Here is a 24,753-nt window from a genome sequence, read left to right on the forward strand (position 1 = left end):
TTTAGATTAGCCTTCAATCGTGCCATTAACTTCGTGGACCAATTCGATCTCGTCGATTGTAAGAACAACTTTTGCCTTAAAAGGGCCTTTGCCTTTGTCACTGTTCCTTAAGGCCTCTTCGATTGCTTGCTGGGACGTTACCCCAACTTGCTTGAGAAATTTCCGGATCGACATGTTGAAATCGTCGCTCATTGTTGCTCCTTAGAATGTGTATTGAAAATTGATCAATGATCCTTGCGTTTGCTGAAGTAATCCTCGCTGCGGCGCACGGGGGGGCGCTCTTTTCCTGTGAATGGATTGTTCGCGCTATGCATTTGAGTTTTAACACGACAGTCGTCGCACATCTGAATCATGCGGGCAGCGTCGGAACTGGCGAACATGCTGTGTTTGCCTGCTAGCTTTTCCGTGATTTTCTCAATTGTGGATTTCACGCCAAACAGCTCCCCGCAGTTGACGCAGGCAAAGGGCTCTTCCTCGTGGATCACGGTTTGTGAAAGCGCACTTTCATCAAGATTTAGGCGCGGTTCAAGCGTAAGGGCGTTTTCGGGGCACACGTTTGCGCAAAGTCCGCATTGAAGGCAGGCGTCTTCCTGAAAGCGCAGTTGAGGGAGGTCAGGGTTGTCGCCAAGAGCGCCCGACGGACAGAGGGAAACGCAAGACAAGCATAGCGTACAGGCATCTGTATCAACTGTAACTGCGCCATAGGGCGCATGGTCTGGCAGTTCTATAATGTCTGCCTCCGGGTTGAGGGATTTGGCCGCGAGGCGGGTGACTTGCCTGCGATTTCCGAGCGGAAGAATGGGCAAAACTTCAGGAACTGCGGGGGCGGCGGCATAAAGCAGTTCGCTCAAATCGTCGGGGTCTGTCACAGAAATCAACAGAACTGAGGAATTTGAAGCGATCGCATTTGCTGTGGAGACTTCCCGTTCTAGTGCTTCGGTTTCAGTTTTTGGCGCGAGCAAGATGTCCACGGCCACAAAACCTGTTGCAAGAGCAGCAAGCGCTTCGGCATGACCGAATGTTGAAAGCGCCGAAACTTCAAGCGGGATCACATCGGCTGGCAGGCCATCCCCATATCGCGCGAAATTTCGAAGCAATTCAGTTCCAAACTGATTATCATGAACAAGTAGACGCGGCGCTTTTCCACCCTTATCAAGGCCCACATCAAGGAATGTGCGCGCCAATGTCTCTATCCGCCGAAAAACCTCGCTGCTTGTTGGGCTTTCATATTCAATCGCGCCAGACGGGCAAAGCGATGCGCAAGAGCCGCACCCCGCACAGACCATTGGATCAATTGCAACATGATCTCCAGCGGGTGTAATCGCTCCGGTAGGGCAAATATCAATGCAATTGCTACAGCCGGTTTGCTGCGCTCTTGAATGTGCACACAGAGGTTCGGTTAGACGAAGGAAGAGCTCCTTTTCAAAGGTGCCGATAAGCTGCGCGGCGTCAAATACAGCAGAGGCAATTGAGGGCGCGTGTTTCGGATCTGCGCGAAGATACCCATCGCGCTTTTCATGCGCGGGAAACAGCGGTGTGTTTCCGGTTAGATCAAGGATGATATCGCAAGTCGTTGTGCCGCGCCCAAGCACGGGCCCAAAATCCAATTCACCACGACCACCTTTTAGCGGCTCGCGAAGGTCCTCAATTTGCACTTCAAATTCTGTAAACGCACCCCGCGCAGATTTTAGCGATCCCGCAACTGTATCGAACCGCTGATCGGGAAATGGCGCGGTATCGGGCGGGAGCAAGACGGTAACGGCGAGCACCTCGCACAGTTGCTCTGCTGCTGGAATGGTTACATCCGGTTCGCCGAGTATTAGGCACAGGCCTTCAGATGAAACATCCATCGTTTTTGCAGGGGCGCCGGGCAATTGCGCCTCGGCTAATAGAGCGGCCATTTTGGGCGTGGTTGCAGCGGTATCCATCGTCCATCCCGCGCGATCGCGGATATCGATGCACAGCGGAGCGGGTACATTTAGGTCCTCAGCGAGTTCGGCGAAAAATGCGCTTTCCTGTCCGCAGGCAATAGCCACATCACCAGATATTAGCGCCTCGGCCACTATTTCCGCCTCTTGTCCGCAAAGCTCGTTGTGGACTTTAGAGCAAGCAAAGGGGGTGTTCTCAGAAAGCGCCTCTTGGTCGAGAGACTGGCTTCCAAGGCAATTACACAGCAACAATGATTTGGACATTGCAATTCCTCTTGCTCGCGACCGGATCGGTTGTTCCGGTGCTGGCTTGTTCTGCAAGGGTAGGCATGAAACGCATTGCCCGTAAACAGTTTTTCAGAATCAGCGAGCAAGAAAACGCGAAAGTAAGTTTGTTCTGAACCTGATTTTGCCTGTGGAATTCGCCTCGAAAACTGCTCGTGGCCTTGCCAATATTGCCGCGATGCAATGCTGGTTCGAAAAGCTATCGCAATTCATTTTCCGTGTTATACTCGATTTGATTGAAGAGACCGGCGGAGTTTTTTGACAGCCTGAATCCATACTTTAACTCAATTTCGGAGGAGAAGTGAGCGAAGCGCGACACAGAAAACAGGTGATGCCCCTTGGCGTTGTCATTCGGCGTGTGCCTGGTGCAACGAAGTGGGTTCCATTCGCTTGGAAAGCCGTTGCTGTTTTGCCCGGATCAGGAGATGCGAATTGGCGTGAGCTTCGCTCCTATGAAGACACCGTTGAGTTTCATGCCGCGACCCGCCCGCTTGAACTCCATAGAGCTGACGCTGAAGCCTATAAGCACGGACTTTCGACGCGTGTACCGTCAATCTATGTGGTTATGCGTCAGGAGATAGCGTCCGAACCGCCCGAGATCGTGCTTGTGACGGCTTCTCCGTATGAAGCGCAGGACTATACAGACAGCGGTGAAGAGCTGGTTGAGAAAGTGCCGATGCCTGAAGGGCTCGTTGCTTGGGTTCGGGATTTTGTTGATGCCCACTATGAAGAAGAAATCTTTGTAAAACGCCGCCGCAGGAACGAACGCGTAGATTTGAAAGATGACGGAATTGGCGACGCGCGGATCGAACAGACTGCCGATGTGTATCGTGCGCCGAGTTCAGTTAAGTCAAGGCTCGTGACGGCTGCCCAGAAGGGCGTTGTGGAGGTCAAGCAATGACAACAGGGCGCGATTTCTGGTCGGAGCGGATCAGGTCTGTTCAGAAAGAGGCAGAGGCCGAACAGGAAGCTGCACTTGAACAGGAACGGGCGAGTCAACAAGAACTGGCTGCGGAAAAATCTGATGCAGAGATCTTGGCAGAGTTGGACTTACCCGACCCCGAGACATTGAAGGCTGGTGACGATTTCTCTGCTTTTATGGGCAAGGCGGTTCCAGAACGTATTCGGCGCAAAGCCCTAAGAAAACTCTGGGGAACCAACGCGACACTCGCGAATTTGGATGGCTTGGTCGATTACGGCGAAGATTTCACCGATTCCGCCAATGTGATTGAAGGCATGCAAACTGCCTATCAGGTTGGCAAAGGCATGCTAGCGCATATTGCTCGGCAAGCGGAAGAAGCAGAGATTGCCGAGTTGCTTGAAGATGAAGATGCCTTCGATGCAGCCGAAGAGGATGGCACCGAACCCGAATTGGTTCTTTCATCAAATGAGGCAGTAGAGCCAGTCAACTCGGAAGCAGCGCCAACGGAACTTCCAAAGCGGCGCATGCGTTTTCGTGTTGAGCAGCCGCAAGAACGGGTAGGGGGCTGACATGAACATGGCGCTAAATGATGGTTTGGAAATTCCCGAAGAAGACCGTATGCGTGCGGATATGTACAACTTCCTCGCCGCTGTTCTTGCACGACCGGCGGATGGAACGATGCTCAAACAACTGAGCCAGTTGGAAGGGGATGAGAGTCCACTCGGCAGCGCAATCGGGTCACTGGCGCGTGTTGCCAAGGTTTGTAAACCCAAAACGGTCGAGAGTGAGTTTAATAATCTATTTATCGGCCTTGGTCGCGGAGAGTTGCTCCCTTATGCATCCTATTATCTGACGGGGTTCCTGAACGAAAAGCCTTTGGCAAAACTGCGACAAGACATGGCCGCGCGCGGCATGCAGCGTGCTCCAAATATATTTGAGCCAGAAGACAATATCGCGTCGCTCATGGAAATGATGGCGGGGATGATAACCGGAAAATTCGGTACAGTTGTTTCCCTCGGTGGTCAGAAAACATTTTTCAATCGGCACATTGGCCCTTGGGCTCCGCATTTCTTCAGCGACCTGGAAGGTGCGAAGAACTCAGTGCTTTACGCATCAGTTGGGTCAGTTGGACGTGAATTCATGGATATCGAACGCGAAGCGTTTCGACTTTTGGGCAGTTCTTAAGCCCACGGAAAGCGGAGTGATCCGCAACTTAACGGTGCGGTAGTACCACAAATAGGGAGGATTATCCCGTGACGAAAGACAGCAAGAAAGGCGCAAGCCGTCGGGATTTTTTGAAGCTTGCTTCGGCAACGGCTCCTGCTGCGGCAGTGGCACTTACAGGGAAAGAAGCTGAAGCAGAAAACCTTGAAAAAGCCGAAAAGGGATTGATGCAAGATACCGCACATACCCGCGCCTATTTTGACAGCGCCCGCTTCTAGGTAAGGGTGCCTTCTAAAGTCCGCGCGCGACATAAGCCGCGCGGAATAAGCTGGCCATAAAGCGATCATCAGGCCGGTAGCGACAATAACCAAGCAAGCGTGATCAGCCGCGCAAGCCAGGGAGAATAAAGATGCTTAGGAAAAAGACCAACGGAGCGCCGCGACGTTCTCCTCGGACAAGTATCCTGTCTGAGGTTGCTTCAAAATCAGTCGACAGACGCACATTTCTGCGAGGGTCAGGTCTGGCTGTTGGCGGATTGGCCGCGATTGGGGCAACGGGCGGAACTGTAGCGCCGGCCACCGCGCAATCAGCGGCAACACAGGCGGTTGAAACTGTTAAATCGGTTTGCACGCATTGTTCGGTTGGGTGCACGGTTGTTGCCGAGGTCTATAACGGCGTTTGGGTTGGACAGGAACCTGGATGGGATAGTCCGTTTAATCTTGGCGGACATTGCGCCAAAGGCGCGGCTGTTCGCGAGCATGCTCATGGCGAGCGTCGCCTTAAGTATCCGATGAAAAAAGAAAACGGCGAGTGGAAACGCATCAGCTGGGAACAGGCGATCAACGAGATCGGCGACGGCATGATGAATATCCGCGAAGAGAGCGGACCGGATTCGGTTTACTGGCTTGGTTCTGCGAAGCACAACAACGAACAAGCCTATCTGTTCCGTAAGTTCGCTGCTTATTGGGGCACAAACAACGTGGACCATCAGGCGCGTATTTGTCACTCAACCACGGTTGCAGGTGTTGCGAACACTTGGGGCTATGGAGCGATGACAAACAGCTATAACGACATCCACAACTCGCAAGCGATCTTTGTCATTGGTGGCAATCCCGCGGAGGCGCATCCGGTTTCGTTATTGCACCTTTTGAAAGCCAAAGAAGAAAACAACGCGCCGCTAATCGTGTGCGACCCTCGCTTTACGCGGACTGCGGCACATGCCGATGAATACGTCCGCTTCCGGCCGGGAACGGACGTTGCCCTTGTTTGGGGTATTTTGTGGCACATCTTCGAGAACGGTTGGGAGGACAAAGAATTCATCCGCACGCGTGTGTGGGGCATGGACCAGATCCGCGAAGAGGTGAAACGCTGGAATCCCGAAGAGGTTGAGCGCGTGACAGGCGCACCGGGCGAACAGCTTCGCCGCGTTGCGCATACGCTCGTCAATAATCGCCCCGGCACCGTAATTTGGTGCATGGGCGGCACTCAGCACACCACCGGAAACAACAACACGCGCGCTTATTGTGTACTTCAGCTTGCGTTGGGCAACATGGGGACCGAAGGCGGCGGCACAAATATTTTCCGTGGCCATGACAATGTTCAGGGCGCAACAGACCTTGGCGTGCTGTCTCATACACTGCCAGGGTATTACGGGCTTGCCGAAGGAGCGTGGGCGCATTGGGCGCGTGTTTGGGATGAAGACCTCGATTGGCTCAAAGGCCAGTTTGCAACTGCCCCCGGCGATGACGGTAATGAACAGAACCTGATGAATCTCATCGGTATTCCCGTTAGCCGCTGGATCGATGGGGTTATGGAGGATTCAGAAAACACCGATAACCCCAATCCCGTTCGCGCGATGGTGTTGTGGGGCCATGCGCCCAACTCTCAAACACGCGGTAAGGAAATGAAAACGGCAATGGAAAAGCTGGATATGTTGGTCGTGATCGACCCGTACCCAACGGTTTCCGCGGTTCTGCATGATCGCACTGACGGATGCTACTTGCTGCCTGCGTGTACGCAATTTGAAACGCGTGGGTCAGTTACCGCATCCAACCGCAGTCTTCAGTGGCGCGATAAGGTCGTAGACCCTTTGTTTGAAAGCCTGCCGGACCATGTGATCATTGCGAAGTTTGCCAATAAGTTTGGTTTTGCTGATCGTTTGTTCCGCAATATCGAGATGGAAGATCCAGAAACGCCAAATATTGAAGACGTTACGCGCGAATTCAATCGCGGCTTGTGGACGATTGGCTATACCGGCCAAAGCCCTGAGCGGATCAAGCTTCACATGGAAAACCAGCACACGTTTGATCGCACGACGCTCAAGGCTGTTGGTGGCCCCGCCGATGGTGATTATTATGGTTTGCCATGGCCGTGCTGGGGCACCGCAGAGATGAAGCATCCGGGTACGCCGAACCTCTATGACATGTCGAAAAAGGTGTCAGAGGGTGGCCTTACGTTCCGCGCGCGGTTTGGTGTGGAGCGAGATGGCGACAACCTTCTGGCTGAGGGTGTGTTCTCCAAAGGCTCGGAGATCGAAGACGGCTATCCCGAGTTTACCATGCAGATGTTGATGGACCTTGGATGGGATTCTGACCTGACCGCAGAAGAGCGTGCAGCGATCGATGCTGTGGCTGGGCCAAAGACCAATTGGAAAACCGATCTTTCCGGTGGAATTCAACGCGTTGCGATCAAGCATGAGTGCGCACCGTTCGGCAACGCCAAGGCGCGGGCTGTGGTTTGGACGTTCCCTGATCCGGTGCCGATCCATCGCGAGCCGCTTTACACCAACCGTCGCGACCTTGTGGCGGATTACCCAACCTACGAAGACCGCAAGTTTTATCGCCTTCCAACCATGTATGCTTCTATTCAAGAGCAGGATTTCAGTAATGAATACCCGATCATCCTGACATCAGGGCGGCTGGTTGAATATGAAGGCGGTGGCGACGAAAGCCGCTCAAATCCATGGCTCGCCGAACTTCAGCAAGACATGTTTGTCGAGATCAACCGGCGCGATGCCAACGATCTTGGTATTCGTGATGGCGAGCAGGTTTGGGTCGAAGGTGCCGAGGGCGCCAAGGTCAAAGTGATGGCAATGGTGACGGAGCGTGTTGCCGCGGGCGTTGCCTTTATGCCGTTCCACTTCGGCGGCCATTTCGAAGGAGAGGACTTGCGCAGCAAGTATCCTGAAGGCGCCGATCCTTATGTATTGGGTGAAAGTACAAACACCGCCCAGACATATGGCTATGACTCCGTAACCCAGATGCAAGAGACGAAATGTACTCTTTGCAAGATTTCAGCAGCGTAAAGGAGAGATACGATGGCTAGAGCAAAATTTCTCTGTGACGCCGAGCGCTGTATTGAATGCAACGCATGTGTGACGGCTTGTAAAAACGAACATGACGTGCCGTGGGGCATCAACCGACGTCGCGTGGTGACGATCAACGATGGCTCACCAGGAGAGCGATCTATTTCGGTTGCCTGTATGCATTGTTCGGACGCGCCGTGTATGGCGGTATGCCCCGTAGATTGCTTCTATCAGAACGAGGACGGGATCGTTCTTCATTCCAAAGACCTCTGCATCGGTTGTGGGTATTGCTTCTATGCTTGCCCATTCGGCGCGCCGCAGTATCCGCAGGCAGGCAACTTCGGTAGCCGCGGCAAGATGGATAAATGTACCTTCTGCGCTGGTGGCCCTGAGGAAAATGGTTCAACCGAAGAGTTCAAGAAATATGGCCGCAACCGTATAGCCGAAGGCAAGCTGCCAATTTGCGCAGAGATGTGTTCTACAAAGGCGCTTCTTGCAGGGGATGGCGACACCGTTTCCGAAATTTATCGCGAGCGTGTTGTGGCGCGAGGCTTCGGTGCCGGTGCTTGGGGCTGGGGAACTGCCTACGGATTGAAGGGCGGTTGATAACCCGCAAAATGGCAATAGGGCGGACAGTGGTTCGCCCATGCTCGATGTTTTTCGGGGTGCATATGCTACGATTTTTACTTGGAATTCTTCTCTCGTTCGTGCTGATCATAGTACAGCCAACGGGCGTTTTTGCACAAAGCTCAGACAGAAGCGCAACCGGCGGCGCGCAAACGCTCGAAGATATCATGGCGCGGCAACAGAAGATCGTCATTGATGATAGTTTCCGCCGCGATGTCACAGGAAATACAGAAGGTGCCGCGATCACCGATCAACTTGGAACGCTCGGTGGCGCCTCGGATCCGGACCTATGGCGCGCGCTTCGGTATGGTTCCGCGAATGTGACGGTCTCCACCGGAGGGGAAGCCGCCAAAAGCGTTATCCAAAGCGGTGGCATGTGGTGGCTTGAGTTCCGACGTGACGTGCTGGCCCCATTTGGAAGTTATCTGTTGCTCGGTACCATCCTTCTTCTTGTTCTATTTTATCTAATCCGCGGCAAAATTCGAATTGATGGCGAGAAAACCGGCGAGACGATCCTTCGTTTCAATACGATTGAGCGCATGGGGCATTGGATTCTTGGCATATCGTTTATTCTGCTTGGAGTGACGGGTTTGATCTCACTTCTCGGTCGGATGTGGATAATACCGTGGTTGGGGAAAGACGCTTTCGCAACGCTCGCTCTGGCCTCAAAATGGATCCACAACAACGTAAGCTTTGCGTTCATACTGGGGCTGATAATGATCGTCGTGGTTTGGGCCAAAGACAACATTCCAAATCGCGCAGACCTTCAATGGATCGCTCAAGGGGGAGGGATATTCAAGAAGGGCGTACATCCCCCCGCCAAGCGGTTTAACGCGGGTCAAAAGGTTATTTTCTGGTCGGTAGTGTTGTTCGGTAGCGCGATCTCGGTCACAGGTGTCTCGCTCCTGTTCCCGCATTCTATTCCGCTGTTTGAATCCGTATTTCAGATGCTGAATGCTACGGGCCTTCCGCAGATCGTTGGATATGGTGAGATTTCGACTGTGCTCTCACCCCAAGAGGACATGCAATTCGCGCAGCTTTGGCACGCGGTTTTGGCGTTCATGCTTATGGCCATCGTGATTGCGCATATCTATATCGGTTCGGTCGGGATGGAAGGCGCCTTTGCGGCGGTTGGTTCGGGCGAAGTTGAAAAGCAATGGGCGCGTGAGCACCACTCTCTATGGGTTGAAAGCATTGAAGAAAAGCAAGCCAATGAAGATGAAACGGCAGAGGCAAAATGAAAGTTATCGCATCCGCAGCAGTTTTGATCGCAGTGATTTCCGTTGTCGCCAGTTTCTCTCTCGGGAAAATCGGTAAGTCGAGCGCAGAAGAGTATGCGAGTCCGTCGGTGCGCCTTGACTAAGAGGCGCGCTAGGCCGCTTTCAAACTAATATTCCGCATGCCGCGCGCCGCTCTCCCTAGAAGTAGGCGCGTTTCATAGCGGCTTAGGCGTCGGTACTCTGAGAAAGCAAAGCCTTGTGTTGGCTCCCCAATCCAGTGAACGCGGTTGTGTGTTGTTGAGGAACGGGCAAGCCGCGGACCGGATGACACCCAAGCGCCATCTGCGTTGATGACCTCTTCATTGTCGAACGAAAGAACGTGGAAAACCGACGTCCTTCGCGCAGAATAGAAATCAACACCGTGATAATCGAGGCAGGAATAGGCATTCACCAATACCTTACCAGTCTCAAATAGAATACGCGCACGCTCGCTTTGGATAAGAAACTCAACAGATGGCATGACTTTCATAGGAGCAACATTGCCGAATGTTCCTGCGGGAACAACGATGGGCCGCAAGGTCGGGCAGCATGCAATATCATTTGGCTGAATGTCGTAACTGCCAACTGCCTTGACCTGCGCATATCCGCCGTCTTTGGTGCGCACCTTGTCGCCTGGTCGGATGTTCTCAATCGGTGATGGTCCCAAATCCGTAAGAATTCGTGTGCCTGCCGCAAGTCCAGAGAGCGAAGCAAGCCCTTGTTGAAACTCGGGGTGAAACGAGCGTTTGCATCGGTTGGCAACAAAGCCTGCGATATCTGGGTCGCTGTTAGCTGGAAGTCTGTTTTGATCGTTGAGATCAGCCAGTAAATCGGAGGCTTTGAACGGCATTTATGTTTGTCCCTTTTCGGCGTCTGTCTGTTTTGCACAGACATTGGAGCCGGAAAGCGGTCTGACTGGGATATCTTTGTGTCAAATCTCGCAAAACCTGTCGAGAATGTGGCGCATCAAGAGGGGCTTAAAGACGCGAGGATCGGGCAATCCGAACGAGAGCCGGAAGCGCATTCGGAAACGAGTTTGGTGAGTGTTGAGCGCATCTCTTGAAGTTTCGCAATTTTCTCTTCGATCAGGTCTAAATGCTCTTGTGCAACGGCTCGGACGTCCGCGTTTGCACGGTTTTCATCCTCCCAAAGCGCCAGCAGTGTTCGGCAGTCCTCAATTGAAAACCCGAGAGCTCTGGCACGGCTGACAAAACCGAGTTTGTGAACATCTTTGGAGTCAAAATCACGGTACCCGTTCGCATGGCGCTGGGGGCTGACGAGGCCAATATCTTCGTAGTATCGTATTGTTTTTGAGGTAAGGTCCGTCAGCTTTGCGGCGTCTTTGATGTTCATCTCAACCTCCTGATGTGACGCTTGGTGCTGCAGCGTTTCTAAGCCGTAAAGCGTTACTTAGAACAAAAACGCTCGATAGCGACATGGCTCCGGCCGCAAATATTGGCGAGAGCAAAATCCCGAAGGCTGGATAGAACACCCCAGCGGCAACAGGGATGAGTAGTGTGTTATAGGCGAAAGCCCAAAACAGGTTTTGCCGGATGTTTTGAAGGGTTTTTGCGCTAAGGTCCAATGCTGTAACGACATTGGTTACATCGCCTTTCATGAGCACAACGTCAGCGGCTTCGATCGCGATGTCGGTGCCGGTACCGATTGCAATGCCGACATCTGCTTCCGCGAGAGCAGGGGCATCATTTATGCCGTCCCCCACAAAGGCCAAACCCTCGTGTTTGGATTTGAGTGATTTGATCGCTTCGGTTTTTCCTTCTGGCGTAACTTCCGCGACAATATCGGTAATTCCGAGTTCTGCGCCAATGGCTTGGGCCGTTTCTTTAGCGTCACCCGTTATCATCGCGATATGTAAGCCGCGTTGTTTAAGCGAAGAAATTGCAGTTTTGGCCGTTTCTTTAATTGGGTCGGCAACAGCGAGGATGGCAGCGGTTTTCCCATCAATTGCGGCGTAGATAGGCGTTTTTCCTTGATTGGCGAGCTGAGCCGCTTTGTCATTGAGCCCGCCAAGCTCGATATCTGCAGATTGAAACAGCCGCTCCGCGCCGACCATGACTTCAACGCCTTCAACGCGCGCTTGAATGCCGAAACCTGTCTTAGATTTGAATTGCTCTGCATTTAGAGTGGGCAAGTTCCGCACGGTCGCTTCTGCGACGATGGCCTTGGCAATCGGATGCTCCGAAAAGGCTTCGACGGCGGCAACTTTGCCCAGTACTTCAGCTTCCTCAAAGCCTTCAGCGAGGATTATGTCCGTGAGTTCGGGTTTGCCCTTGGTTAGAGTTCCGGTTTTATCAAAGGCTATGGCGCTGACCGCGTCGAGCGATTGCAGCGCATCACCTTTTCGGAACAAGACGCCAAGCTCTGCCGCGCGTCCTGTGCCAACCATGATTGAGGTTGGTGTGGCCAGACCCATGGCACAAGGGCAAGCAATGATAAGAACCGACACTCCAGCCACAAGTGCGAAACTAAGAGCAGGCGCAGGGCCGAAAAAGAGCCAGGCGACCACGGTGACAAGTGCAGCGAGAAGAACAGCCGGTACGAACCAAGCAGTGATCTTATCCACGACGCTTTGGATCGGCAGTTTGGCAGCCTGCGCCGATTGAACGAGCGCCACAATCCGCGCGAGGACAGAGGCCTCGCCCGTCGTGGTTGCCTTGAAAACTAGGTTTCCTGCACCGTTGATTGTTCCGCCGATGACAGTGTCACCTTTGGATTTCTCGACAGGAATTGGCTCCCCGGTGACCATGCTTTCGTCAACGTAACTGCTGCCGGAAACGACGTCTCCGTCAACCGGAATTTGCTCGCCTGGATAGAGGTGGACCGTATCTCCCGGAGCGACCTCGTCGACATTTACATTGGTGAGTTTACCTTTCCGTTCAACGCGCGCTTGTTTGGGCTGAAGATTGAGAAGCCGTTGGATGGCTGCGCCAGTGCGCCCCTTTGCGCGGGCTTCCAGTGTTCGGCCCACAAGTATTAATACAACGATTACGGCGGCCGCTTCGAAATACACATTCGCTGTACCTTGCGGTAGAATTTGCGGCACGAATGTTGTGACAATCGAAAAGCAATAGGCGGCAAGTGTTCCAAGGGCGACCAAAGAGTTCATATCCGGCGCACCACGAAAGAGCGCTGGGATCCCTTTGGTGTAGAACTGTCGCCCAGGCCCTATTAGAACTGCGCTGGTTAACGCAAATTGAATCAAGTAGCTGTTTTGCATGCCCAATGTGGCCATGATGAAATGGTGAAACGGCGGGAATAAGTGACCGCCCATTTCTAGTACAAACACAGGAGTGGCGAGAAGCGCGGCAATGATCGTTTGACGTTTGAGCCCGTTGTAGGCGTCATCGGCTGTGGAAGATGCCTTGGAAGCTTCTGTGACAGGCCGAGCGGGATAGCCCGCTGCGGTCGCCGCGGATGCAATCCTCTGTGGTGTTGTTGTGCCAACCACGTACTCTATATAAGCCGTTTCCGTCGCCAAATTTACCGTTGCTGAACGAACGCCGGGAACCGATGACAATGCCTTCTCGACGCGCGAGACGCAGGATGCACAACTCATCGAAGATATTGCGAATGTTACAGATGTGACTTCTGCAGGGTAGCCAGCTTTTCTAAGGGCATTTTCGACCTCAATGAGGTCAATCTCACCAGAGCCACTGATCGAAACTTGTTGCGTGGCGAGATTTGCGGATGCCGACTGTACCCCGCGCAGGTTTTGGAGCGCCTTTTCAACCCGCCCAACACAAGAAGCGCAGTTCATGCCAGAGACATTTATTGTAAGGAGGCTGGTTTTCTTCATAGGTCACTCGCGATTCTGCTCATGCAGTTTGATATAGACCTTCCAGTAATGGGAAGGTCAAGGCGGCTACGCAAGACGGTCTGCTTTCAAGGTGAAGGATGCGCCGAGAGGATATTTTCGGTTGAAGTTGTCGGGCTTGGCGCGAAAGCTCGGCGAAAATCGCCTATGACGCGTAAAACTAGATTGAGTTGTGTTACAGAGTTGTTGGCCTAATTTACTGTTTTCAAATAAGAAAGTCTGAGATCAATTGTCCGCTTGCCGCAAGTGGTGAATGTTGCCTAAGCTGTAGTCGCGCAACTCTGGATTTTGGGTTTGCCGTTTCTAGAGATGAGTTACAGTTGAGAAAGGACGAAAAATGCGTCTACTCAGAGTACTTTTGGCTATCGCTGCGGTCATTGCTCTCTTCGTTGTTGGAATGAGGATTGCGTTTCCTCTACCGGACGAAAACTTTGCAAGCACAGAAACGAGATCAGAGCCGCAATGGGATACAAATCTCGGTCAGGCGATCAAGTCAGCCGTTGAAGCGCATTCAGATCTCAATGGCCTACGACCACTTACCGATGGCCGCGACGCATTCGCCGCCCGTGCATTGTTGGCGAGAACTGCTCAGAATTCGATTGATGCGCAGTATTACATTTGGCAGCACGACACCACTGGGCTGATGCTTCTTGATGAGCTTCGAACAGCCGCAGAGCGAGGCGTGCGCGTACGGCTGTTGGTTGATGACAACGGCGTAGGTGGTCTGGACCAGAAGCTTGCAGAGCTGGATGCAATCCCGTCTGCACAGGTGCGTATTTTTAATCCATTCACATTGCGCAAACCAAAACTGGTTTCTTACCTTTTTGACTTCAAACGTCTAAATCGCCGAATGCACAATAAATCGATGACAGTTGATGGAGTCACCACAATTGTTGGCGGTCGGAATATCGGCGACATATATTTCGCTTTCGGTGAGGGGGCGCATTATTTTGACGTGGACACGATCGCCATTGGGCCGATTGTGGATGATGTGTCTGCTGCGTTTGACACATATTGGAATAGCGGCTCCGCTTATGATGCAGACTTAATCCTTGCGTCGGTATGGGAGCCCTCGATTAAAGCGGATGCTGACAAAGCAAGAGCGACGGCACTTGGTGCTGGGTATCGGGAGGCCATTGAAGAGCACGAATTTGTCCAAGACCTTATTGATCGCTCAATAGAGTTTGAGTGGGGAAAAGCACGTTTGCTTGTCGATGACCCTGTTAAAGGATTGGGGCAAGCAACGGATGACCAGCTTGTTGTTACTCAACTTTTTGAGCTTCTCGAAGCGGCGAAATCATCAATCGATCTTGTGTCTGCATATTTCATCCCGGGCGAGCGCGGAACGGATACCTTGACCACTGCCGCAAGAAGTGGCGTACGGACTCGGGTCTTAACGAACTCATATGACTCGACCGATGTGATGCCGGTACATGCCGGTTATATCCGATATCGAGACGATTTGATCTCAAGCGGTGTTGAAGTGCTTGAGTTGCGGGCCATGCGCGAAGAACATGCCGAGCGCACATTGTCCCAGATTCTTGCGGGGTCTGCTTCGGGTTTGCATGCAAAGGTGTTCGGAATCGATGAGACAAAAGCGTTTATAGGCTCGTTCAATCTTGATCCCCGTTCAGCCCAGCTCAACACAGAGATGGGAATTCTCGTCGACAGCCCAACGATTGCTAAATTTCTTTCGAACCTGCTGGAGGCTCCAACCTTTGCCTATCAGGTCGCGCATACCGTCGATGGCGATACGGTTTGGGTGCAATATGACGAGAATGGCCCGACCCGAACTTTTGCGAACGAGCCAAACTCAACGGCATTTCAGCGAGGATTGCTGTGGTTTGTAGGCTTGTTGCCCGTTGAGTGGATGCTCTAAGACGCCCTACGTTCCGATGAAATCTGCACGGCGCTCGAGTAGTGCGGCACAGAGATAATCGACAAACAAGCGTACTCTTTTAACGCGCCGGAGATCGCTGTGAAGTAAAACCCAGGTCGATCTACGCTCGTCGAGCACTGTGCCCGGAACGCGTTGAAGTTCGGGAAACACAGACTGAACCCACGATGCAAGAACAGTCATGCCTGCACCGGCACGCGCCATTTGAAGATGCATTGCGGGGTCGGGGATTGTGTGGCGGACCTTTGCTTCAGGGAATGGAGAGTTGCGAATGAGAGCATTCAACTGCGGAACATCGCCATAGCCGATCCAAGTTAACCCGCGCCCTTTGGGGCCTGCTTCGGGCAGTGCTTTGGCAATGTAATCTGCGGAAGCAAATACCCCTATTGAAAGCGGGAACAGTTTGCGACCAACCGCATCTTCGTTGACTTCGGTCACGTGCCTTACAGAGACATCGGTTTCGAGTTTGGAAATTGAATCTACGCCAAATGACAATTGCAGGTCGAGGTCAATTTCGGGGTAAAGCTTTGCAAATTCAGCCAAAACTGGCGCTAAGAGGAAATGGGCGGTCATCGGGTCTGCTGAAAGGCGAATACGCCCAGAGGCTTCGCGGTCAAGGCCTTTAACTGCGTTTGTTCCTTGAAGAAGAGCGGCTTCTGCATCAATGGCGCGGGGTAGGAGTGTGCGCCCGGCAGCCGTGAGGTGAAGGCCATCGGCAGCACGTCGAAAAAGCTGCACGCCAAGCTGCGCCTCAAGCGCCTCAACTTGCCGCCGAACAGTGGCATGCGTGCTGTCACATTGGTCGGCGGCCGCTCTGAGTGAGCCATTTCGAGCAACGGCGAGAAAAGCAGGAAGAGACTTCCAGTCGATCATAGGTGGTCCGTTTTTTTAACCGATGCGGTCACTTTTTGTCAGTATTCGTAACCTTTTTGCTCCTCTAAGCAGGTTTCGTCAACAAAATTGGAGCGAACAATGAAAATCAATCGCAATGCATGGCGCATTCAAAAGTATGGCGGACCAGCGGTTTTGACCCCTTTTCAGGACGTCTTATCGCAACCTAGCCCAGAAGAGATCGTCATCAAGACCAAGGCGTCAGCGGTGACGCGTGCGGACACAATGCTCCGCGAAGGAACGCCGAAATTCGCGCGGCTGTTTCTCGGTTTTAGGAAGCCCCGTAACGATCTTGTCGGGACGGGTTTCTCGGGAGAGGTCATCGCAGTTGGTAGCGAAGTCTCGCGCTTTGCCGTTGGAGATGAGGTGTTTGGTGAAGCGGGCCTTCAGTTCGGCGCAAACGCCAGCCATATTTTGACGAATGAAAACGGCGTTATCATGCCAAAACCGCGCGAGCTATCGCATGAAGAAGCAGCGGTCATGTGTGATGGTCCGCTTACCTCTTACAATTTCTTGCACCGAATAGCCGCGGTTCGTCGTAACGCGCGCGTTCTTATCTTGGGCGGATCTGGAAGCCTTGGAAGTGCTGCTGTACAAATCGCGGCCCATATGGGAGCTGAAGTAAGCGCGACGACCAGCGCCGGAAATGCGGGCCTTGTGGCATCGCTCGGGGCAGGGCGCGTGATCGACTATTCCCAAGAAGACTTCACGATGGGCGCGGACACTTACGACGTGATATTTGATACGCTCGGTGTATCGTCATTTGGGCAAGCTAAACGTGTTTTGACACCCAATGGTCGCTATATTTGCCCTGTTCTCGGGTGCGATCTTTTGGGGGCATCGCTTGTGACCTTGGTATTCGGGCGGAAGCGCGCTCAGTTTTCGGCGACAGGAATGCTAAAGCCAGCAGAGTTGCGTGAGCTACTGTCCCAAGTGCTCGAGATCGTGGAAGCCCGCGCATTGGCGCCAGTGATTGATCGAACATACCCGCTAAACGCATTGCCAGAGGCGCATCGCTATGTCGATTCAGGCCGCAAAGTCGGCAACGTTGTTGCGGCCTGATTTAAGGTTTTCACTATTAAAGGCGCAGTTCCGACTTTCGATCAAACAGGCTGATTTTGGTCATGTCGATCTCGAAATCGACAGTGCCGCCAATGGCTGGTGCTGCGTCTGGCTCGCAAACAATAGTTGCGTTCTGTCCTGCGATCGTGGTGAGCAGAACGGTCTCCGATCCGGTTGGCTCGTCCATATCCACCCGAACAGGAACGGCAACCGAAGCAATGCCTTTGCGTTCTGCACGGTTGTCCGATGCAGGGCTGAAGTGTTCTGGGCGAACACCGAAAATGATCGATTGCCCGTCTGTGAGTGTGTCGTAGCGATCTGCTGGCAAAGGTAATGGTGTGCCTTCTCCACCCTCGATGACAACGCTAAACCCATCGCCGTTCTTGACGGCCTTTGCCTTAAAGAAATTCATATTCGGCGAGCCCATAAAACCAGCCACGAATGTATTTGCTGGTTTCTCATAGATGGTTTTAGGCGTGTCGTATTGCTGCAAGACACCTTGATACATCACAGCAATCCGTGTGGCCAAGGTCATGGCTTCGATTTGATCGTGGGTCACGTAAACGGTTGTTCGGCCAACGGTTTGGTGAAGCTTCTTGATCTCGCTGCGCATCTCAACGCGGAGTTTTGCGTCAAGGTTCGAGAGCGGTTCGTCAAACAGAAACAGTTTGGGATCCCGAACAAGCGCGCGGCCCATTGCAACACGTTGGCGTTGACCGCCAGACAGCTGGCCGGGTTTGCGATTTAGAAGCGGTTCGATCTGCAGCAGGGTGGCGACGCGTTTGACGGTTTCATCCTGTGTCGCTTTGTCGATGTTGCGGCATTCCATCCCGAACGTCATATTCTGGCGCACGGTCATGGTTGGATAAAGCGCATAGGATTGAAACACCATTGCGATGTCGCGGTCCTTTGGAGCAGCGTCATTTACAACGTGGTCCTCAATTAAGACCTCGCCCGATGTGACACTTTCGAGCCCCGCAATAATTGAGAGCAGCGTGGATTTTCCGCATCCTGAGGGGCCGACAAGCGCAACGAATTCACCTGACTCGGCTTCGAGGTTGATATCCTTGAGGACTTCGACCGCGCCATAGCTCTTGCGGAGATTTTTGATTTGCAAAGATGACATAGGTGATTTCCTTATTTCACGGCGCCGGAGGTCAAGCCCCGAACAAAGTATTTGCCGCCGATAACGTAGATGAAGAGCGGAGGAAGCGCGGCGAAGATCACCGATGCGGCCTCAACGTTGTAGTGCCGCTCACCAGTTCCCGAGCCCGAGAAGGCCACGATGGCAGAGGTGATAGGCTGGTTTGCACCGGATGTGAAAACGGTACCAAAGAGGAACTCGTTCCAAATGCCTGTGAACTGCCAAATCACGCAGACGATCAGGATTGGAGGCGACAAGGGAAGCATGATCCGTCGGAAAATGCGCCAGAAGCCAGCGCCATCGATCCGCGCCGCTTTGATGAGATCGTCAGGGACGCTTACGAAATAGTTTCGGCAGAAGAGCGTGGTAAAACTGATGCCCTGAACCGTGTGAACCAATACAAGGCCCGCGATTGAGTTCGAGAGACCAAGCTTGCCCAGAACGAACGCCCAAGGTAGCAGCGTCATTTGGGCCGGAAGGAACACGCCAAGCGTAATCAGCCCGAATACCCACATGTCACCCTTGAACCGCCATTTTGAAAGCGCGTAGCCGTTCACCACACCAAAGGCCGTCGAAAGGATTGTTGCGGGAACGGTCATGAGCAGCGTGTTGCTGAAGTAGCGCGAGACGCCTTCACAGGTGCCGCCGATACAGAACGTGCTCCATGCTTCGACCCAATACCCAAATGACATGCTGTTGGGCATAGAGATAAACCCTTCACGCACGATCTCTTCCAACGGGCGGAAGGCGTTGGTTAGGATGATGAGAAGGGGTGAGATATAGATGAGCGCAAAGACAACGAGCAACGTATAGACAATAGCACGTGAGCGGCGCTGTTTTGACCTGCTGCCTGTCGCAAGTGGATCAAACTCCTGATGAGTGGTTGCTTCAGCCATGGGAGCGAGCCTCCTTACGGGCGCGCCAGCCGGACCAGAGCGCATAGGGAACAAGAACAAGAGCGAGAGCCACAAGGATCATTACTGCGGCGGCAGCACCTTGGGCGATCTGACCGCGTTGGAACATCAGGTCATACACAACAATCGCGGGAACTGTCGTTGATACACCTGGCCCGCCTTGGGTTAGTGCGACGACGAGATCATAAGTTTTGATTGCGAATTGAAGCAAAACAACCGTGACGGCTACGAAGATCGGCCAGATCGTTGGAAGCACCACTTTGCGGTAAATACGAGGCATTGAGGCACCGTCTATTTGCGCGGCTTTCACAAGATCGCCGTCAACAGAGCGCAGACCTGCAAGAATAAGTGCCATGGCAAAGCCGGACGCGTGCCAGATGCCGGTAAAGACGACCACATAAATCGCCATGTCGCGATCTGTAATCCAGTCAAATTTCGCGGCAATCCATCCTAAATCTTGCAGAGCAAGCTCAACGCCAGTTTGCGGATGGAAAATCCAACGCCAAACGGTACCTGTCACGATGAATGACACCGCGAGCGGATACAGGAAAATCGTACGCCATACCGATTCATAGCGAACGCGTTGGTCGATCAGAATTGCGAGTAGGGTACCGAAGAAAATGGAACCGGAAACATAGAGAGCGCCGAAGAGGAATAGGTTTTGATAGGATACGATCCAACGCTTGCTTTTCCAAAGCGAAGCATATTCGCCGAAGCCACCGTAGGCCATATTGGGAAGCAAAGTCGATTGTGAAACCGAGATCCACAGTGTCCAGAGTGAGAAGATCACCACATAGACAAGCGCGGCAATCAGTGTCGGCAGCAAAACCATTTGAGGTGTGAGCGCGGCGAGCCGGTTTGCCCAGCCTTGAGAGCCGAGGGCGGGTTTACGTTGCATTTAGTCCTCCGCGGTATTCTTTATGCAGGAGCCGCGCCGCTCAAAGGGAAAGCGGCGCAGCTGGTGGCAAACTGCTTAGCTTTGCAGTTCAACCGCGTCCGCGAGTTGGTTTGCGGCTTCTTCTGGTGTGATCGAGTCGTCAGCGACGAATTCTGTGATCACTTCCATCATTGCGCCCCGATACTTTTGCAGCACAGTCATATTGTGCGCCATGGAGCGAACCAGTGTTCCTTCTTCAACAGATGCCTTGAGGTCTTCGAGACCCTGTTGCTGGCACTGTGTGAAGCCACCAACCGAGAGGTCAACATCCGTACGCGACGGGATAGAACCTTTGGCAACGTTGAACGTAACCTGGAACTCTGGAGACATAATAATCGATGCGAGAAGCTTCTGGCCTTCGATGTAGTCCTCGTCCTTCTGATTGAAGAACACAACGGAGTCTGCGTTCAGGATGAATCCGTTTCCACCCCAGTTCACAGGTGTCTGGTTACAGTAGTAATCTTCGCCTTCGACAAATCCAGCAAGGTTGGCAGAGGCAACCGTCCAATCCCCCATCAAGAAGAACGCCGCTTCGCCCGACATGGTCATCGTCATGGATTGCTCCCATGAGCGGCCGTTGATGCCATCATCCATGTAGCCAACCATTTTGCGGAGTTGTGCAAAAGCGTCGATCATACCTTGGCTGCGCATGGCTTCTACATCCGCTTCTTGGAATGCCTTGCGATAGAGATCGATGTCCATGCCGTAAACAACGCTGTCGAAGGTTGTTGTGTCGGACCAATCGGCGGCGCCGTGGGCAATACATGTGTAACCAGCGGCAGTGATTTTGTCGCACGCGGCGTTGAATTCGTCCCAAGTTTTGGGAACTTCAAGACCAAGCTCGTTCAGGATTTTGGGTGAACTATAAAGCCAGTTCACGCGGTGGATGTTCATTGGAGCCGCGACCCAACTTCCTGTCGGTTTCATAACCGAAACAAGCTCCGGTGCAACTACGTCGTCCCAGCCTTCAGCCGCTGCAAGCTCGTCGAGATTTGCCGTCGCACCAATTGCATTCCACTCGGCAATCTCAGGGCCCTTTAGCTGAACAGCTGCGGGCGCGTTGCCTGCAACAACATCAGAGCGCAATTTGGCCAGAGTATTAGATGTGTGGCCGGAAATCGCGGTTTGCTCCCATGTTCCCCCCGCGGCCTCATACATTTCGCCAAGCTTTGCGATTGCTGCAGCTTCTGAGCCCTGCGCCCATTGGTGCATCATATTTGTCTTAGGCTCCGCACCGGCGACCGAAGCGGCGGTCATAGCACCGAGAACACTCGCGCCAAGCAGTTTTGCTTTGTTTGTAAGTTTCATTTTTTCTCCTCCGTTGGTGCGGCGGTGCCGCAATAAAGCAACTCGGGACTGTTTCGGCTTCGGCGCGATCTCAGGTGGGATGACTGCTTTTGAAGCAAACCTCTCCTGTTGCCGAACTGCACGCAGAACGGCTCTTTTGATCGTTTTCCGAATCGGAACACTCCTCTGTTCACGTGAACATCGTGCAATTTGAGGGTATCTGTCAAGCGGCGTGTTTGTCTCTAAAATCTGGGGAAGTTTCTATCAGCGCGCATATTGGAAGGCCGCAATCAGCGTGGTTCAGTGCACTCCGCGTGAATGTAGGTGAGGCTTAAAGTTTGCAATAAATTTTGGACAAAGAACTTGCGAAACGATTGAGCGTTTGCGGCAATACAACCGCACTATCACATTCAGATGAAGCTTGGAGGCGAGTACCGGAATCGAACCGGTGTACACGGATTTGCAATCCAGAGAGAGCGTAAGCGAAAACAACGGCTTAAGGGTGCAAAACACCCCCAGACAAAAAGTGAACAAAAAGCGAAAGTTTCAAAGCCAAATTCGCCGGTTCAAAACGAAAAAGGCCCCGTCACAGCGGCAACTGTGAACCGGGGCCAAATAGAAAAAGCCTGTCAGCTTTCGCAGCACATTAGCATGAGCCAGTGCCGTACCGCAAACGCTCAGTCGGCTCTTTCGTGGCCTCTGACTGGCGAGGTGGTCCAATGAGCTGGCGTATCGCAAATGAGTGCGCTGAGCGCCGCTTTGGCAGCGCCGCGCGCAAGCAGATCATCATGTTCCTGGCGGATAAGGCGAGCGATGACGGTTCGGGTATCTGGTGCTCCAAAGGGACCATCCAGCGCCATACAGAGCTTAGCGAGAGCACGGTTAAGCGCACCATCATCGACTTCCTGCGCGAAGGCATTCTGATCGAGACAGGGCGGCGGCACTGCAAGAACGGCTACACCGTCATTTACCGCATTGTTCTGGAGCGCGTGGCCGGGCTCGAACCCACGGCCGAGCCCGATATTGAGACGGGGGTCACTGTGAACCCCGTCCAGCCTGAACCCGGTACGGGGTCCACGGTGAACGGGGTACGGGGTTCACGGTGGACCCCAAACCATCCTAAAACCATCCATAAACCACCTACGCGCAGGCGCGAAGTGGCGGAAGAGGTTGAAAATCTTGAAGCTGAGAAGATCTTGGCGGTCTATCCCGAGGACAGGAACCGAGACCGGCGGACCAGTCTGCGCCTGATCGCAGCAGCTGTGAAGGCGGGAGTGAAGCCCGATGATCTGAAGCAGGCGGTCAAAGCCTATGCCAAGGAAAGCGAGGGCTACACGCGCAGCAAGGTCTGTTTCTCAGACAACTGGTTCAAGATGCGCCGGTGGGAGAAGGGACTGGCCCAGATCCAGGCCGACCGCGAGAAGGCGCGAGAGGCCGAAGCCAAAGGCCGAGCGAGCCTCGCCGAGTGGATCCACGAGCGCCATCCCCTTTGCCGCCACATCACCAACCGGCAGATCGAGGATTTGATCGCATCAAAGCTGGTGACGCCCGAGCAGGTGCGCGCTGCGGGGCTGCAGGTGTGAGTGCATTCGCTAAGTCTGGGAGACAGCCACCAATGTCGTCGAGCTTTATGGTGCTCAGATCATACTGCGCACTTATGATTTGGAGATCATATTGACAATTTATGATCCAGAGGTCATATGGAGTGGCAGGAGAACCGCCATGAAGCACCTCGTGCGTACATCAAAAAACTTGGGCCACGCAATTCGTCAGGCTCGGAAGGCAAAGAACCTTACCCAGAAGGAACTCGCCTCGATGAGCGGTGTCTGGCAAGAGACAATTTCCAAGATCGAGAACGGCAGCGGTGGAACCAAGCTGGAAACGGTATTCGATTTGATCGCGGCTTTGGATCTCGAAATAACTGTGACCGAGCGCAGTAAAGGCACATCAGACGGGCTAGAGGACATCTTCTGACATGGGCCGTAAGCGCAGCTACACACCGCTGAACGTTTTCCTGAACTCGCGGCTCGTGGGCCAGTTGGTCCGTGAGCCCTCGGGCGGCGTCAGTTTCGCCTATGCGCGAGACTGGCTCGAATGGGAGCACCGGATGCCGGTGTCGCTATCATTGCCATTGCAGGAGAACCGCTACAGCGGCGCTCCTGTGCTCGCCGTTTTTGACAACCTGTTGCCTGACAGCGACGTCATCCGCCGACGGGTCGCGGAACGTGTAGGGGCTGAAGGCGTCGATGCCTTCAGCCTGCTGTCCCAAATCGGGCGCGATTGCATTGGCGCGCTGCAGTTTCTGCCCGATGGGCAAGAGCCCCAGCCAATGTCCGAGTTAACGGGAGAACCTGTTGACGAGGCGCAGATCGGGGCAATTTTGAGCGACCTCGATCTAGCACCACTGGGTATCCGCCGCGAGAATGACTTTCGCATTTCTGTGGCTGGCGCGCAGGAAAAAACGGCTCTGCTTCGCAAAGACGGCCAGTGGATTGAGCCAACCGGCACGACACCAACCACGCACATCATCAAGCCGCAAATAGGCAGACTGCCCAACGGCATGGATCTGTCCGACAGCGTTGAGAATGAATACTTTTGTCTCAAGCTGATGGAGGCGTTTGGGCTTCGGGCGGCGAATGTCGAGATGGCGCAATTTGGCGACAAGAAAGCCTTGGTGGTTGAGCGTTTTGATCGGCGCTGGACGTCTGATGGCCGCTTGATCCGTCTGCCACAGGAAGATTGCTGCCAAGCACTATCCATTGTGCCCACGCAAAAGTACCAGAACGAGGGCGGTCCAGGGATCCCGGATATCATGGATCTCTTGTTGGGAAGTGATGACCCCAACAAAGACCGGTACGATTTTTTCAAAGCGAATGTCCTTTTCTGGTTGCTGGGTGCAACAGATGGTCATGGAAAGAACTTCAGCGTCAGCCTCTTACCCGGCGGCCGTTTCCGCATGACACCGCTTTACGACGTGCTGACGGTGCAGCCGACCGTCGAAGCCCGGCAGATCGAGCGGAAATACTTCAAGCTCGCTATGAATTTCGGAAACTCAAACCACTACAAAGTGGCAAATATAGTCGGCCGCCACATCGTGGAGACAGGAGTTAAATCCGGCTTTTCCCGCGCAGTCGTGCAGCGCCTGTTCGAAGAGCTGCAGGAGACTTCGCACGCGATCATTGAGGCCACGTTCAATCAGCTTCCGGAAGGTTTCCCTGAGGCGTTGCTTGCTTCGATCGATGGCGCGCTGAGGAGTCGCCTACCTCTTTTGAAGTAGGGTCACAAAAAATGCCCCTT

At 53.4% G+C, this 24,753-nt stretch carries 23 protein-coding genes; 13 read left to right on the forward strand and 10 right to left on the reverse strand.

Annotated features, from left to right (window positions below):
• Positions 1 to 6 precede the first annotated feature (6 nt).
• The gene (locus OU789_RS02930) at positions 7 to 192 is read right to left on the reverse strand and encodes a DUF6494 family protein (protein WP_263953916.1); all 186 of its coding nucleotides are present in this window, start codon (positions 190 to 192) and stop codon (positions 7 to 9) included.
• Positions 193 to 224: 32 nt separating this feature from the next.
• Entirely contained in the window at positions 225 to 2,192 is a 1,968-nt protein-coding gene (locus OU789_RS02935) for a 4Fe-4S binding protein (protein ID WP_274653141.1), read from the reverse strand.
• Positions 2,193 to 2,544: 352 nt separating this feature from the next.
• Here OU789_RS02935 and OU789_RS02940 point away from each other — a divergent pair, with 352 nt between their 5' ends.
• The 8 genes from OU789_RS02940 to OU789_RS02975 all read left to right on the forward strand — a co-directional run bounded on the left by OU789_RS02940 (position 2,545) and on the right by OU789_RS02975 (position 9,593).
• On the forward strand, positions 2,545 to 3,114 hold the full coding sequence (locus OU789_RS02940; protein ID WP_274654498.1) for a DUF3305 domain-containing protein: 570 nt from the start codon (positions 2,545 to 2,547) through the stop codon (positions 3,112 to 3,114).
• The gene (locus OU789_RS02945) at positions 3,111 to 3,704 is read left to right on the forward strand and encodes a DUF3306 domain-containing protein (protein ID WP_274653143.1); all 594 of its coding nucleotides are present in this window, start codon (positions 3,111 to 3,113) and stop codon (positions 3,702 to 3,704) included. The genes OU789_RS02940 and OU789_RS02945 overlap by 4 nt, the downstream gene beginning before the upstream one ends.
• Before the next feature lies 1 nt (position 3,705).
• Positions 3,706 to 4,320, forward strand: a complete 615-nt coding sequence (locus tag OU789_RS02950) for a TorD/DmsD family molecular chaperone (protein WP_274653145.1) — start codon at positions 3,706 to 3,708, stop codon at positions 4,318 to 4,320.
• A gap of 68 nt (positions 4,321 to 4,388) precedes the next feature.
• Positions 4,389 to 4,577, forward strand: coding sequence for a twin-arginine translocation signal domain-containing protein (locus OU789_RS02955; RefSeq protein WP_263953911.1), 189 nt, complete (start codon positions 4,389 to 4,391; stop codon positions 4,575 to 4,577).
• A 131-nt stretch (positions 4,578 to 4,708) separates the two neighbouring features.
• Complete coding sequence (locus OU789_RS02960; protein ID WP_274653147.1) at positions 4,709 to 7,603, forward strand: formate dehydrogenase subunit alpha; 2,895 nt, start codon at positions 4,709 to 4,711, stop codon at positions 7,601 to 7,603.
• A gap of 12 nt (positions 7,604 to 7,615) precedes the next feature.
• Positions 7,616 to 8,209 (forward strand): formate dehydrogenase FDH3 subunit beta, encoded by a 594-nt coding sequence (gene fdh3B, locus OU789_RS02965; RefSeq protein ID WP_263953909.1) that lies wholly within the window; start codon positions 7,616 to 7,618, stop codon positions 8,207 to 8,209.
• A 65-nt stretch (positions 8,210 to 8,274) separates the two neighbouring features.
• Complete coding sequence (locus tag OU789_RS02970) at positions 8,275 to 9,471, forward strand: formate dehydrogenase subunit gamma (protein WP_274653150.1); 1,197 nt, start codon at positions 8,275 to 8,277, stop codon at positions 9,469 to 9,471.
• Positions 9,468 to 9,593 carry a hypothetical protein gene (locus tag OU789_RS02975; protein ID WP_263953907.1) on the forward strand — a complete coding sequence of 42 codons (126 nt, stop codon included), beginning with the start codon at positions 9,468 to 9,470 and terminating at the stop codon, positions 9,591 to 9,593. The genes OU789_RS02970 and OU789_RS02975 overlap by 4 nt, the downstream gene beginning before the upstream one ends.
• A gap of 8 nt (positions 9,594 to 9,601) precedes the next feature.
• Here OU789_RS02975 and OU789_RS02980 read toward each other — a convergent pair whose 3' ends face one another.
• From OU789_RS02980 to OU789_RS02990, 3 genes are all read right to left on the reverse strand, one after another.
• The gene (locus OU789_RS02980; RefSeq protein ID WP_274653152.1) at positions 9,602 to 10,339 is read right to left on the reverse strand and encodes a Hint domain-containing protein; all 738 of its coding nucleotides are present in this window, start codon (positions 10,337 to 10,339) and stop codon (positions 9,602 to 9,604) included.
• 116 nt (positions 10,340 to 10,455) lie between these two features.
• Positions 10,456 to 10,842: a Cu(I)-responsive transcriptional regulator gene (gene cueR / locus OU789_RS02985; RefSeq protein WP_274653153.1), complete on the reverse strand. Its 387-nt coding sequence runs from the start codon at positions 10,840 to 10,842 to the stop codon at positions 10,456 to 10,458.
• Position 10,843: 1 nt separating this feature from the next.
• Complete coding sequence (locus OU789_RS02990; RefSeq protein ID WP_274653155.1) at positions 10,844 to 13,306, reverse strand: heavy metal translocating P-type ATPase; 2,463 nt, start codon at positions 13,304 to 13,306, stop codon at positions 10,844 to 10,846.
• Between the two features lie 355 nt (positions 13,307 to 13,661).
• Between OU789_RS02990 and OU789_RS02995 the strand changes: the two genes are divergently transcribed.
• Positions 13,662 to 15,203 carry a phospholipase D family protein gene (locus OU789_RS02995; protein WP_274653157.1) on the forward strand — a complete coding sequence of 514 codons (1,542 nt, stop codon included), beginning with the start codon at positions 13,662 to 13,664 and terminating at the stop codon, positions 15,201 to 15,203.
• 6 nt (positions 15,204 to 15,209) lie between these two features.
• Here the strand turns inward: OU789_RS02995 and OU789_RS03000 are convergent, their stop codons facing one another.
• Positions 15,210 to 16,094 (reverse strand): LysR family transcriptional regulator, encoded by an 885-nt coding sequence (locus OU789_RS03000; protein ID WP_274653159.1) that lies wholly within the window; start codon positions 16,092 to 16,094, stop codon positions 15,210 to 15,212.
• A 99-nt stretch (positions 16,095 to 16,193) separates the two neighbouring features.
• Here OU789_RS03000 and OU789_RS03005 point away from each other — a divergent pair, with 99 nt between their 5' ends.
• Positions 16,194 to 17,174 (forward strand): NAD(P)-dependent alcohol dehydrogenase, encoded by a 981-nt coding sequence (locus tag OU789_RS03005; RefSeq protein WP_274653160.1) that lies wholly within the window; start codon positions 16,194 to 16,196, stop codon positions 17,172 to 17,174.
• A 16-nt stretch (positions 17,175 to 17,190) separates the two neighbouring features.
• On the opposite strand, the gene OU789_RS03010 is transcribed toward OU789_RS03005, so the two are convergent.
• The 4 genes from OU789_RS03010 to OU789_RS03025 form a co-directional block, all read right to left on the reverse strand.
• Complete coding sequence (locus OU789_RS03010; protein ID WP_274653162.1) at positions 17,191 to 18,300, reverse strand: ABC transporter ATP-binding protein; 1,110 nt, start codon at positions 18,298 to 18,300, stop codon at positions 17,191 to 17,193.
• Positions 18,301 to 18,311: 11 nt separating this feature from the next.
• A complete protein-coding gene (locus tag OU789_RS03015; protein WP_274653164.1) occupies positions 18,312 to 19,214 on the reverse strand; it encodes a carbohydrate ABC transporter permease in 903 nt (300 codons plus the stop codon).
• Positions 19,207 to 20,130, reverse strand: a complete 924-nt coding sequence (locus OU789_RS03020; RefSeq protein WP_263953897.1) for a carbohydrate ABC transporter permease — start codon at positions 20,128 to 20,130, stop codon at positions 19,207 to 19,209. Before OU789_RS03020 ends, OU789_RS03015 begins: the two co-directional genes overlap by 8 nt.
• Positions 20,131 to 20,205: 75 nt before the next feature.
• Entirely contained in the window at positions 20,206 to 21,477 is a 1,272-nt protein-coding gene (locus tag OU789_RS03025) for an ABC transporter substrate-binding protein (RefSeq protein ID WP_274653166.1), read from the reverse strand.
• A gap of 698 nt (positions 21,478 to 22,175) precedes the next feature.
• Here OU789_RS03025 and OU789_RS03030 point away from each other — a divergent pair.
• The 3 genes from OU789_RS03030 (at position 22,176) to OU789_RS03040 (ending at position 24,733) form a co-directional block, all read left to right on the forward strand.
• On the forward strand, positions 22,176 to 23,039 hold the full coding sequence (locus OU789_RS03030; protein ID WP_274653168.1) for a hypothetical protein: 864 nt from the start codon (positions 22,176 to 22,178) through the stop codon (positions 23,037 to 23,039).
• A 139-nt stretch (positions 23,040 to 23,178) separates the two neighbouring features.
• A complete protein-coding gene (locus tag OU789_RS03035) occupies positions 23,179 to 23,430 on the forward strand; it encodes a helix-turn-helix transcriptional regulator (protein WP_108800536.1) in 252 nt (83 codons plus the stop codon).
• Position 23,431: 1 nt separating this feature from the next.
• On the forward strand, positions 23,432 to 24,733 hold the full coding sequence (locus tag OU789_RS03040) for a type II toxin-antitoxin system HipA family toxin (RefSeq protein WP_274653171.1): 1,302 nt from the start codon (positions 23,432 to 23,434) through the stop codon (positions 24,731 to 24,733).
• The last annotated feature ends 20 nt before the right edge of the window (positions 24,734 to 24,753 follow it).

The organism is Halocynthiibacter sp. C4 (assembly GCF_028823805.1).
GTDB classification, from domain to species: domain Bacteria; phylum Pseudomonadota; class Alphaproteobacteria; order Rhodobacterales; family Rhodobacteraceae; genus Falsihalocynthiibacter; species Falsihalocynthiibacter halioticoli.